This is a genomic window from Flavobacterium sp. FG68 (genome assembly GCF_057808895.1).
The window spans coordinates 109,567-122,624 of the sequence record NZ_JBMDIY010000010.1; the positions used below are offsets into that span (position 1 = coordinate 109,567).

General features: G+C 34.4%; 6 protein-coding genes. All 6 read left to right on the forward strand.

Translation table 11 applies throughout. The features are described from left to right. The first annotated feature begins 215 nt into the window (after positions 1-215). The 6 genes from ACODSB_RS08715 to nagB all read left to right on the forward strand — a co-directional run bounded on the left by ACODSB_RS08715 (position 216) and on the right by nagB (position 13,048). On the forward strand, positions 216-3,413 hold the full coding sequence (locus tag ACODSB_RS08715) for a SusC/RagA family TonB-linked outer membrane protein (RefSeq protein ID WP_488936751.1): 3,198 nt from the start codon (positions 216-218) through the stop codon (positions 3,411-3,413). Between the two features lie 11 nt (positions 3,414-3,424). Further along, complete coding sequence (locus ACODSB_RS08720) at positions 3,425-4,948, forward strand: SusD/RagB family nutrient-binding outer membrane lipoprotein (protein ID WP_488936752.1); 1,524 nt, start codon at positions 3,425-3,427, stop codon at positions 4,946-4,948. 71 nt (positions 4,949-5,019) lie between these two features. Beyond that, complete coding sequence (locus tag ACODSB_RS08725; protein WP_488936753.1) at positions 5,020-6,045, forward strand: glycosyl hydrolase family 18 protein; 1,026 nt, start codon at positions 5,020-5,022, stop codon at positions 6,043-6,045. A gap of 329 nt (positions 6,046-6,374) precedes the next feature. Further along, a complete protein-coding gene (locus ACODSB_RS08730; protein WP_488936754.1) occupies positions 6,375-9,407 on the forward strand; it encodes a SusC/RagA family TonB-linked outer membrane protein in 3,033 nt (1,010 codons plus the stop codon). A 10-nt stretch (positions 9,408-9,417) separates the two neighbouring features. Continuing rightward, positions 9,418-10,998, forward strand: a complete 1,581-nt coding sequence (locus ACODSB_RS08735; protein ID WP_488936755.1) for a RagB/SusD family nutrient uptake outer membrane protein — start codon at positions 9,418-9,420, stop codon at positions 10,996-10,998. A 109-nt stretch (positions 10,999-11,107) separates the two neighbouring features. Continuing rightward, positions 11,108-13,048: a glucosamine-6-phosphate deaminase gene (nagB, locus tag ACODSB_RS08740; protein ID WP_488936756.1), complete on the forward strand. Its 1,941-nt coding sequence runs from the start codon at positions 11,108-11,110 to the stop codon at positions 13,046-13,048. Positions 13,049-13,058: the final 10 nt, after the last annotated feature.

Consider the following 13,058-nt stretch of genomic DNA (forward strand, 5'->3'; position numbering starts at 1 on the left):
ACACAATTACTGGCTAAATCGCAATTCTTTTGAATAAAATTTTGTAAAAAAAGCCAATTAATATTTTATTTAAATAGGATAACGTTTTCGTACAGCATAATGTTGAATGATTTATGTCGTTTGTTTAACAAATTTGACTGTTTGTATAAAATATTTTTTTTAACAGTACCTTAACAATAAATTTATCGCTTAACTAATCAAAAACCATGATAAAAATGAAACAAATTATGTTAATCTTTATGATTGTCTTTACGGCGCAATTGTCTGTTGCGCAGGTAAAAACGGTCAAAGGTTTGGTAAGCGACCAAAATGGTCTGCCGCTGCCGGGTGTAAGTATTCTTATTCAAGGTACAAAAACGGCAAGTCAAACTGATTATGACGGTGTGTATACGATTCAGGCATCTGCAGGAGATGTTCTGGTATTTTCGTATATCGGTATTAAAACTAAAACTGTAACAGTTGGGTCTTCTTCAACTGTAGATGTTGTGCTAACTCAAGACGCACAAAATTTAAATGAAGTTGTTGTTACAGCATTAGGGATTAAGAGACAGAAAAAAGAATTGGGTTATGCCGTTCAGGATGTAAAAGGAGAGCAGTTAAACAAGGCCATTACAACCAATGTAACTACAGCTTTATCTGGAAGAATTGCCGGTGTAGACGTTTCTATACCAGCTACAGGTGTTGGAGGAAGTACGAGAGTTATTATTAGAGGTATCTCAAGTATTGGTGAAAGTAACCAGCCTCTTTATATTGTAGACGGAGTTCCAATCGATAATTCAGGTTTGAATAATGATAGTGCTGCAACAAGCAAATGGTTTGACGGACGTGATAACGGAGATGGTATTTCAAGTATTAACCCAAATAACATTGAAAGTTTAACAGTACTTAAAGGAGCAGCAGCAGCAGCTTTGTATGGTTCACGAGCTTTGAATGGTGTAATTTTAATTACAACTAAAAAGGGAAGTAAAGGAAAACTTCGTGTAGAATTAACTAGTGGAGTAAATTTTGACCGAGTAAATGCGAAATATTCAGATTATCAAAGTGAATATGGAACTGGATCAAATGGTGCATTGCCAGATCCAACAAAAGCCCCAACTGAAATTTATGGATATACTACAAATGCGTGGGGACCTAAATTTTCTGAGTCAGTAGGGCAGCAGGTAAAAATATTTGATGGTTCTATGAAACCTTATGCTAAAGTTGATAACAATATTCAGGATTTCTTTAAAACTGGATTTACGACAACAAACGGAATTGCTATTTCTGGAGGTAATGACAGCGGATATGTTCGTTTTGGTTTCAATAACCTAAAAAATAGCGACGTAATTCCAAATTCAGGATTAGAAAGAAATGATGCAACATTAAATGCAACTTTAAAAGCAGAAAAATTTACTTTAGATGCTAACGTAAATTATATTGCTGAAAATACTAATAACAGACCAGCTCTTGGAGATTCTCCTAATAACGTAGGATATTCATTAAGCGGATTGGCTCCAAACATTGATCAGGCCTGGCTGAAAAATTATAAAAATAATGATACAGGTCAGATTTACCCTTGGAACAGTAATGTTTATTTATTGAACCCGTATTTTGTAACAGAAGAAAATCATAATACATCTGTTAAAAATCGTTTTATAGGAAACGTTACAGGAACGTATCAGCTGAAAAAATGGATTGCCTTAACTTTTAGAACAGGTCTTGATACTTATGCCTTTAGTTCAAAAGATTTTATGGCTGCAGGAAGTACTTGGCCGGGAAGAGATGAAGGATATCTAGGTTTAAATAATATTAATGTATCAGAAATGAATACCGATATTATTGCGACTTTGAGCGATATTAAATTAGCTAAAGATTTAACTTTTTCTGGAATTTTAGGTACAGCAAGAAGAGATTTTAGAAGAGAACAAAACTCAAGATTTGGAACAAAAATTATTGAACCGGGTACAGAATACATCAGTAATTTTGTTAATAAAACTGAAAATGCTCCGGTTGAAACTAAAACAAGAACAAACTCAGTTTACGGTTCTGCAAAATTAGATTATAAAGGATATTTATATGCTGAGTTTACTGGAAGAAATGACTGGTTTAGCGTAATTTATAGTGGTGATGAAAGTGCTTTTTATCCTGCAGGTTCGTTAGGATTTGTATTCTCAGATGCACTTAATATTCAAAATGATACTTTTTCGTATGGTAAATTTAGAGCATCATGGGCACAGGTTTCAAATTCACCGGGAGCTTATAAAAATGCATTAAACTATACTACATTTTCTTCATATGATGGTCAAAGTGTTGTAAATATTAAAAATACTGCTGCACCAAATCCTAATTTAACGTATCAGTCAAAAACTGGAGTTGAGTTCGGACTTGAAACTGCTTTCTTCAAAAACAGATTAAAAGCAGATATTACAGTATATCGTGAAGATACATCAGATCAAACACTTGATTTACCTTCATCTGCAACATCTGGTTATGAATTTATTTCTGTAAATGCAGGAAAATTACGTAACGAAGGTATCGAGGTATTTTTATCTGGTACTCCAATAAAAACAAACAATTTTGAATGGGGAATTGATTTGAACTTCTCAAAAAATAAAAACTCGATTCTTTCATTGCATCCAGACATTAGTACTTATACAATTTCAGAAGCTCGTTGGGCTGGAGCAGCTGTTGTTGCTCAGGTTGGCGGTCAATACGGAACTATTATGGGTAGAGATTTCTTAAGAAATGAAAATGGAGAAAAAGTAGTAGCTGCAAATGGTTTACCATTGTTTACAGATGAAAAAGTAGCATTAGGAAAAGGACTTCCTGACTGGGCTGCAGGTTTAACTAACAGATTTACTTATAAAGGTATTACATTACAGTTCTTGATCGATATGAAATTTGGTATGGATGTATACTCTATGACAAATTCATTAGCGGCAACAAAAGGACTTTTGGATGTAACTACAGACGGAAGAGATGCGTATAATCATGCAAGAGCAGAAGCTATTGCTAATGATCCTAACTTTAGCCAGTCTACATGGGTTCCTACAGCAGGTTATGTTGCAGAAGGAGTTGTAAACACAGGAACAGCTGCTAACCCGGTTTATGTTAAAAATACAAAACCTATTAATCCTCAGGATTACTGGAATACAGTTTTCAACAATACACCAGCGCCATTTGTTTACGATGCATCTTACGTGAAATTGAGAGAAATTAGTTTAGGATATACAATACCATCAAGTGTTTTTGGCGGAGCTAAAATAAGTTCAATTTATGTTTCGGCATTTGCAAGAAACTTGTTGACTTTTAATAAAGATCTTCCAAATATTGACCCAGAATCAATGTATACTTCTGGAAACGGACAAGGTTTTGAATATGGTTCATTACCATTTAGACAATCGTACGGTTTTAATATTAAAGTTGCATTCTAAAAAAAGAAATTATGAAATTTAAACAAACAATTATAGCCGTACTCGCATTGTTTACTGCAGTAGGCTGTACCGAAAATTTTGACGAACTGGAAAAAGATCCGGTTGCGTTGTCTGCAAATCCAGCTGGGCAGCTTACGTTTACCCAATTGTGTATGTCGGGTGACGGATTTTACCAATGGAGAACCAATTTAATTTATTCAGGAGGTTTTGTACAGCATTATGCGGGTGCATGGAACGTAACTGAGTTTGGAAGCAAATTTAAAAAAGATGATGGTTATGCAACTGCTCTTTGGAGAAATGGTTACCAAAACGAATTAAAAAATGTTGTTGATATTCTTGAAAAAACAAGTGGAGATCAATCTGCTGTAAATATGAATGCTGTAGCTAAAATTATGAGAGTAATGGTAGCACAACGTATTACTGATATTTATGGAGATATTCCTTATTCTGAAGCAGGTTTAGGTTTCTCAAAAGGAATTGTAACACCTAGATATGATACACAGGAAGAAATTTATATGTCATTCTTTCATGATTTAGAAGAAGCTCATAATCAATTAAATGCTAACGGCGGTGCTGTAAAAGGTGATTTGTTCTATGGCGGAGATATTACTAAATGGAAAAAATTAGCTAATACACTAAGATTACGTTTAGGAATGAGAATTTCTGAAATTAAACCGGCAGAAGCAGAAAAACAAGTAAAAGCTGCTTTAGCGGCAGGAGTTTTTACAAGCAATGCTGATAACTGTATTATGAAGCATTTAGATGCTACTTTTAATGATGATCCGGCATCGATTGATTTTAGAGGAAATGGATTGGCTTATGCACTTGTAGGTAATGAAAATGGAGATCACTTTAGTACTTTAGTAATTGACTTTTTAAGAGACAACGGAGATCCAAGATTACCAATGTATGCAACTCCTAAAACAACGAGCAGTCTTGCTTGGGGAGCACCATTGCAGCCAGGTGAAACACCTTATGAAGGAGTAAAACCAGGATTGTTTCAGTGGGAAGTTCCAATGGGAGCAAGCTCAACTTCTGGAATTCAATCTTACTTTAAGCAAAAAACAACACCATTTTTACATGTAAGTTATTCAGAATCTCAATTGTTACTTGCTGAAGCAGCATTTAGAGGCTGGGTTGCAGGTTCTGCAGCAGACTATTATAAAAAAGGAGTTGAAGCAGGTATTAAGCAATTAGAGATTTATGGAGCAACGCCTGCAACGCAAGCAGCAATCGATACCTATCTAAATGCTAAACCATTAGTTGCCGGACAAGAGTTAAAACAAATTTCAACGCAGCTTTGGATCACTTATATCTTTAATAGTATTGAAGCATATTCAAACTGGAGAAGAACAGGATTCCCGGTATTGATTCCGATAACAAACCCTGATTCAGAAACAAACGGAGTTACACCAAAACGTTTATATTATCCTAATGATGAGATGCAGAAAAATGAGAAAAATTATAAAGAAGCATTATCAAGAATGGGAGGAACAAATGATTGGCTGAATAAAGTTTGGTGGGATGCCAACTAAATAAAATCCTAAAAATATAAAGTTATGCCTAATAAGGTCATATTTTCATTCTAATTAAATTTAAAAAAATTATGATAAAAAATAAAGCCTTATTAGGCATCCTTTTTTATATAAGCTCGCTTTTTTCAGTGTATAGCTGTACCAACGAAAAAGAGCATAATACAGAAGAAACAAAAACTAAAACAGCAAGAGTTGTTGGATATTTATCAACAGATAGTTTCAGTAAAATTTCTTCCATTCAGTTTTGTAAACTAACGCATTTAAATATTGCATTTGCAAATCCGGATAAAGATGGAAACATAGTATTTGCAGGAGATATTGATGCAGTCGTTAAATACGCAAAATCAGTAAACCCAAATATTATTGTAAGTATTTCATTGGCAGGCGGCGTTATTTCTGAAGAACAGGCCAAAAACTGGTCGTCATTAATTGATAAATCTGAAAACCGTCCGGCATTTATCCAAAATATTCTAAAATTTGTAAAAGACCATAATTTAGATGGAGTCGATGTTGATCTCGAATGGGATGCAGTAACATCTGGTTACAGCGGTTTTGTCGTTGAATTAAAAAAGAGCTTAGCAGATGATAAAAAACTTTTAACTGCAGCTTTACCCAATAGTGTACGATTTGTAAATATAAATTCGGCAGCCTTAAACGCTTTTGATTTTATAAATATAATGGCGTACGATAGTACAGGACCGTGGACTCCAACTAAAGTAGAACAACACAGTTCTTATGAGTTTGCAAGAAGCGGAATTGAATTTTGGCATAAACAACAAAATGTTCCAAGTGAAAAACTTACACTTGGAGTTCCTTTTTACGGATATAATTTTACTTTTCCAGAAGTAACCAGTTCAACTTTTGGTCAAATAGTAGAGGCGGGATCTCAACTTGCTGATCAGGATGAAATAGGGAAATTATATTACAACGGCAGACCTACAATTTCAAGAAAAGTTGAATATGCCGCAGAATATACCGGAGGAATAATGATTTGGGAATTGGCGCAGGATTCTTTTACGGAATATTCCTTATTAGATGTTATTCATAAAAAATATTCTTCTTTAAAATTTAAAACTTCAGGAATGTGCGGTAATTAAATAGCTCTCTTACAGTTTTTTAAAATTAATAAGTTTTTCGCTTCTTTTTGACTGAGTAAATCAGAAAGAAGCGAAATTTTTTATATAGATGGCAGATATAAAAATATTTACAGATTTTAAATTTTTTTTAATGAATTGTAAAATTTGCGAATAAAAATGGTCGTAAATGGGATAAAATATGCTTTTAATAGAACCGAATACGTTTTCGGTTAGCGGATTATTGAATGTTTTATGTCGTTCGTTTAAAAATTATAGCTGTTTGTATAATATATTTTTTTTAACAATCCCTTAAGAATAATTTTACCTCATAACTAACAAAATAAATAAACATGAAAAAAATTTTCTTAATCTTTATGATTGTTTTTACGGCGCAGGTTTCGCTTGCACAAGTAAAAAACGTTAAAGGTGTGATTACAGATTCTGATGGGATGCCGTTACCAGGTGCATCTGTTGCTGTACAAGGAGGTCAAAAAGGTGCGACTACCGATTTTGACGGATTGTACTCAATTGACGTTCAAAAAGGACAGACATTAGTTTTTACCTATGTTGGCCTAGAGACACAAAATATAGTTGTAGGCGATGCTGCTACAATTAATGTAAAAATGCAAGTTGCGGCGTCAAATGCACTTAACGAGGTTGTAGTAACATCATTAGGTATCAAGAAAACTAGAAAATCTTTAACTTATGCTGCTCAGGAGCTTAAAGGAGAAGAGTTAACAAGAGTAAGAGATGCCAACCTTGTTAATACTATTGCTGGAAAAATTGCCGGTGTTGCCGTAACTAAAAGTTCAAGTGGTACAGGTGGTTCTACAAAAGTAGTAATTAGAGGTAACTCTTCTGTTTCAAACAATCAGCCTTTATATGTTATTGATGGTATTCCATTATATAATGGTTCTTCAGGACAGCCAAATGATAGTTTTGGTAGTACATCTACAGGAAACCGTGATGGAGGTGATGTTGTTTCACTTATTAACCCAGACGATTACGAAGGTATGACTGTATTAAAAGGTGCTGCTGCATCTGTATTATACGGTAGCCAGGGAGCAAATGGAGTTATCTTATTATCTTCTAAAAAAGCTAAAGCTGGTAAACCATTACTTACTGTTTCATCTGTAACTACTTTTGAATCAGCTGCATATTTACCTAAATTCCAATCTGATTATGTTGCTGCTCCAGGGGCAGATGAATCATGGGGTGCTGCAGGAAAATCAAAAGATCACGTAAAAGACTTTTTTCAAGTAGGAAATACTCAAATTACTTCAGTAGGTTATTCAACTTCATCTGAAAATTCTTCAACAGCATTTACTTACTCTAATACATCTGGAACAGGAATTATGCCAGGTAATAGTATTAAGAAAAATAACTTTGGTATCCGTCAAACAGCTAAATTCTTTGATGATAAACTTCTTTTTGCTGCAAATGCAAACTATACTTCTCAAACTATCATCAACAAACCGGTAAATGGTTTTTATTTCAACCCATTAACTGGAGTTTACCTTATGCCAAGAGGAAATGACTTTGATTACTATAAAAATAATTATGAAGTTTTTGATCCAAACAGAAACTTAATGGCTCAAAACTGGATGACAAACAGAGATATTATGCAAAACCCATATTGGGGAATTAACAGAAATAAATCTGAAGACAAAAATAACTTCTTTAACGGAGCATTATCTTTGACTTATAAAGCTAATAACTGGTTAAGTATTGCTGGTAGATATAGTTATAACAGAGTAGAAAGTGATTTTGATAAAAAAATCTACGCTACTACACAAGGAACAATTTCTCACATAAATGGTAGATATTATGTAGAAAATGCTTTAAGCACACAACGTTATGCTGATTTAATTGCTACAATCAATACAAAATTCAGTGATGATTTTAGCTTTAACGCAAACATTGGTACAAGTGTTACTAATACTTTAGGAAATCAAAAAACAATTCTTGATTCTGGAATTGGCGGAGGATTAAAATATGCTAACTGGTTTACATTACAAAACTTCAATAACAATTCAGGAAATTACCAAACTATCGATACAAGAAAAGAAGTTCAGTCTGTATTTGCAGCTACTACTTTTGGATATAAAGATATGTTATTCTTAGATGTTGCTGCTAGAAATGACTGGTCATCAACTTTAGCTAATACAGACAGTGCAGGATATTTCTATCCATCTGTAGGTTTAACAGCTCTTCTTAGTGAAATGGTTACACTTCCTGAGTTTATCAACTTTGGTAAAGTACGTGCAACTTACGCAGAGGTTGGTAATGATGTTTATCCTTTCGTAACAGTTCCAACTTACTATTACACTCCTGGAGTTACAGATCCAAAACCAAAAGTTGCTCCAAAAGAAGGTACTTCATTGAAGCCTGAATTAAAATCAGAGTACGAACTTGGTACAGAATGGAGAATGTTTAACAACAGATTTGCATTTGAATTATCATACTATAACTCAGAAACTAAAAATCAATATTTACAAGTTGTAGCTCCAAAAGGAAATTCTCAAGGAGTTGATTTTTACGGAATCAATGCAGGTAGTATCGAAAACAAAGGTTTTGAAGCAGTAGTTACTGCTGGAATTTTCAGAGGAGATAAATTTTCATGGGATTCAAGCGTGAACTTTTCACAAAATAAAAATAAAGTAAAAGAAATTCCTACTGAATTAGGAGGTAGAGTTAACTTAACTGAAGCTGGAGTAAACAGCTACAGATATGCTTTAATCGAAGGAAGACCATTTGGAGTTATCGAAGGTATTAACTTTAAAAAAGATGCTCAGGGAAGAATTTTATTAAATGATGACGGAACAATCCAAAAAACTGGTTTTGAAGAAGTAGGTAATTCTAATCCTGACTATATGATCGGTTTCTCTAACTCATTTAAAGTAGGTTCATTCTTTGCAAATGTGTTAATTGATGGTCGTTTTGGCGGTAACGTAATGAGTTTAACTCAAGCTCAAAATGATTCTTTTGGTGTATCTAGAGCAACAGGTGATGCGAGAAACGCTGGAGGTGTAGCTATAAATGCAGTAAGAGCAAGCGACGGAACTCCGGTTACTTCAATGGATGCTCAACTTTATTACACTCAAGTTGGTGGTAGAGCAGGTATTACAGGAGAGTATGTATATGATGCAACAAACGTAAGCGTAAGAGAGATTTCTATAGGATATAATTTTAACGCAAAAAGATTACCATTTATTCAGACTGCAAGTGTTTCATTAATAGCAAGAAACTTATTCTTTATCTACAAAGATGCACCGTTTGATCCAAATATTGCATTAAGTACAGGCGAAGGTTTACAAGGTGTTGATATTTACGGACAACCATCTACAAGAAGTATCGGTCTTAATTTAAATGTAACTTTCTAATACTAAAAACATGAAACTAAATAAAATAACAAAAGCGGCTCTATGTATGTCATTGCTTGCAGCAATGGGTTGTACAGGTGATTTTGAAGATATTAATACCAATCCTAACGGTATTACTCCTGAATTGTTTGAACAAGATTTTAACCATATTAAAGGAGGATTTGCTCCAATGTTTAACAATATTCAGGTATTAACCCCAGAATGGGTTTATCAATTACAACAAGGATTAAACTGTGATATCTGGTCTGGGTACATGGCTACCCCAACAGGTTTTGCAGGAGGAATAAACAATACAACTTATTCATTAGTTGATGGTTGGAACGGATTTATTTGGGATTACGCATATAGTAACGTAATGTTTAATGCATACGATATTGCTCAAAAATCTAAAGGTAAATACGATCAGTTTTATGCATTGTCATTAATCTTGAAAGTAGAAGGTATGCACAGACTTACAGATACTTTTGGACCTATCATTTATTCTAAATTTGGAACTACAGATTCGACTATTGAATATGATTCTCAACAAGAAGTTTACAACCAAATGTTTAGTGAATTAGATTTTGCAGTAGCAGAATTAACTAAAAGAGAAGATGCTGGAGAAGCTTCTACATTCGCAACAACAGATATGTCTGGTTACGGCGGAAGTTATAAGGCGTGGGCAAAATTTGCAAACACATTGCGTTTAAGATTAGCAATGCGTATTGTTAAGGTAAACCCAGCATTAGCAAAAACACAAGCAGAAAAAGCAATTGCCCATAAATATGGTGTATTCACAACAAATGCTGATTTATTCAAAGTTGTATCACCGGTTTACACAAACCCAATTGCTACAATTAGTGGAGCTTGGTTAGACATTCGTATGTCTGCAGATATGGAATCAATCATGGGTGGATATAATGATCCAAGATTAGCTACTTATTTTGATACATCTACTCAATTCCCAGGACAATATAAAGGAGTTCGTACAGGTATTGATATTGCTGCAAAATCGGATCACCAGGATTTCTCAGGAATTGGAGCTGTTGTAAGATCAAAAGAAATTGTTTTATTCACGACTGCAGAAGCTTATTTCTTAAGAGCAGAAGGTGCATTGAGAGGATGGAATATGGGTGGAGACGCTAAATCTTTATATGAAGCAGGTATTGCAGCTTCATTTGAACAAAGAGGAGCTTCAGGAGCGGCAGCTTACATTGCTGATAATGTTAAAACAGCAAAAGCTTATGTTGATCCTAACTTCCCTGTAAATAATTCTCCGGCTTTAAATAATGTGACTATCGCTTGGGATGCAGCTGCAACTAACGAAGTGAAATTACAAAAAATCATCACTCAAAAATGGATTGCTGGTTTCCCTGAAGGACAAGAAGCTTGGTCTGATTACAGAAGAACAGGTTATCCAAAATTATTCCCGGTTCTTAAAAATTACAGTGGAACAACAATCACTACTGAATTTGGTGTACGAAGAATAAACTTTGTACAATCAGAAAAAGCTGGAAATGCTGGTGGTGTTGCGACAGGAGTTGCTAAACTTGGAGGCGCTGATAATGGAGGAACAAGACTTTGGTGGGATACTACCGGAGCAAACTTCTAAAAAAATAGAGATTTAAGATTTTAAGTTTGGTTAGTAAACGGTATAAGAAATGCAAATTGCTTATACCGTTTCAAAAACCAAAATTGTACATACCAAAAAAAGAAAAAAAATGAAAAGTGCTTTAGAAACAAAACCTGATATCAGCTATAAAAGCGCCGGAAAATTTGAAGAAACACGATTTGAAAAAATTCACAACGAAATCTTCAAAAGTTCTGCTGAAGCATCGGTAATTGTAGCGCAGGAAATCGCTCAGTTAATTAGATCTAAGCAGGAAAAAAATAAATCTTGCGTGCTTGGTTTGGCAACAGGATCTTCTCCTATAAAAGTATATGAGGAATTAGTTAGAATGCACAGAGAAGAAGGACTAAGCTTTAGCAATGTAATCACTTTTAACCTGGATGAATATTATCCAATGAATAGAGAAAACAATCAGAGCTATCATTATTTCATGCACCAGCATCTTTTTAATCATATTGATATTAAACCTGAAAATGTTAATATTCCTGATGGTACAGTTTCTATTGATGAACTAAATCAATATTGTATCGACTATGAAATGAATATTAAACAAGCTGGAGGTTTAGACTTTCAGTTATTAGGAATTGGACGTACAGGTCACGTTGGTTTCAACGAGCCGGGTTCACACATCAATTCCGGAACAAGAATTATTACACTGGATCACATTACAAGAGTAGATGCTTCGTCTGACTTTAACGGAATCGACAACGTTCCAAAAAGAGCCATCACAATGGGAGTTTCTACTATTATGAGATCTAAAAGAATCGTATTAATGGCTTGGGGACAAAACAAAGCCGATATCATCAAGAGAACTGTTCAGGGTGATATTAGTTCTGAAGTTCCTGCGACATTTTTACAAAATCATCCAAATGCAACTTTCGTATTAGATCAGTCTGCAGCATCAGAGTTAACACGTTTTAAAACACCTTGGCTTGTTGGAGAATGTATTTGGACACAAGAATTAAAAAGTAAAGCGATTGTTTGGCTTTGCCAAAAAACAAACCAATCTATTTTAAAACTAACAGACCGTGACTACAACAACAACGGAATGTCTGATTTATTAGCACAAGAAGGTTCTGCTTACGATTTAAACATCAATATGTTTAACGTATTACAGCACACCATTACTGGATGGCCGGGTGGAAAACCAAATACAGATGATTCACATCGTCCGGAGAGAGCTAATCCAGCTAAAAAAAGAGTTATCCTTTTCAGTCCGCATCCAGATGATGACGTGATTTCGATGGGGGGAACATTTTCAAAATTGATTAAACAAGGTCATGATGTACACGTAGTATATCAAACCTCTGGAAATATTGCAGTTACAGATGATGAGGCATTAAAATTTGCTGAGGTTTGTAATGATTTCACTGGTGGAAATCTTCCAAATGACATCAACTTCAAATCTGTAATTGAATTTTTAAATAACAAATCAGAAAATCAAATCGATTCTCTGGAAGTTAGAAAACTAAAAGGATTAATTAGAAGAAGAGAATCTTATGCAGCAACAAGATACATTGGCTTAAAAGATGAAAATACACACTTTTTAGACCTTCCTTTTTATGAAACAGGACAAGTTAAAAAGAATCCGTTAGGGCCAGAAGATATTGCTATTGTAAAAGATATTATTGCAAAAATAAAGCCACATCAGGTATTTGCAGCAGGAGATCTTGCCGATCCGCACGGAACGCACGAAGTTTGTCTGAATGCTATTTTTGCAGCAATGAAACAATTAAAATCAGAAAAATACATGGACGACTGCTGGCTATGGCTTTACAGAGGAGCTTGGCACGAGTGGGATATTCATGAAATAGATATGGCGGTACCACTTTCTCCGTCAGAAGTTTTATTAAAGCGTCATGCCATTTTATACCATCAGTCTCAAAAAGACAGGGTAATGTTTCAAGGAAACGATTCTCGAGAATTCTGGGTAAGAGCAGAAGATCGAAATAAAAATACAGCTGTACTGTATGATGAATTGGGACTGGCAGAATACGAAGCTATTGAAGCTTTTAAGCGTTTTGATTATTAAAGTTGTTTTT

Coding starts and splice junctions, on each gene's coding strand:
- ACODSB_RS08715 (WP_488936751.1), top strand. CDS start 216: ATGAAACAAATTATGTTAATCTTTATGATTGTCTTTACGGCGCAATTG.
- ACODSB_RS08720 (WP_488936752.1), top strand. CDS start 3,425: ATGAAATTTAAACAAACAATTATAGCCGTACTCGCATTGTTTACTGCA.
- ACODSB_RS08725 (WP_488936753.1), top strand. CDS start 5,020: ATGATAAAAAATAAAGCCTTATTAGGCATCCTTTTTTATATAAGCTCG.
- ACODSB_RS08730 (WP_488936754.1), top strand. CDS start 6,375: ATGAAAAAAATTTTCTTAATCTTTATGATTGTTTTTACGGCGCAGGTT.
- ACODSB_RS08735 (WP_488936755.1), top strand. CDS start 9,418: ATGAAACTAAATAAAATAACAAAAGCGGCTCTATGTATGTCATTGCTT.
- nagB (WP_488936756.1), top strand. CDS start 11,108: ATGAAAAGTGCTTTAGAAACAAAACCTGATATCAGCTATAAAAGCGCC.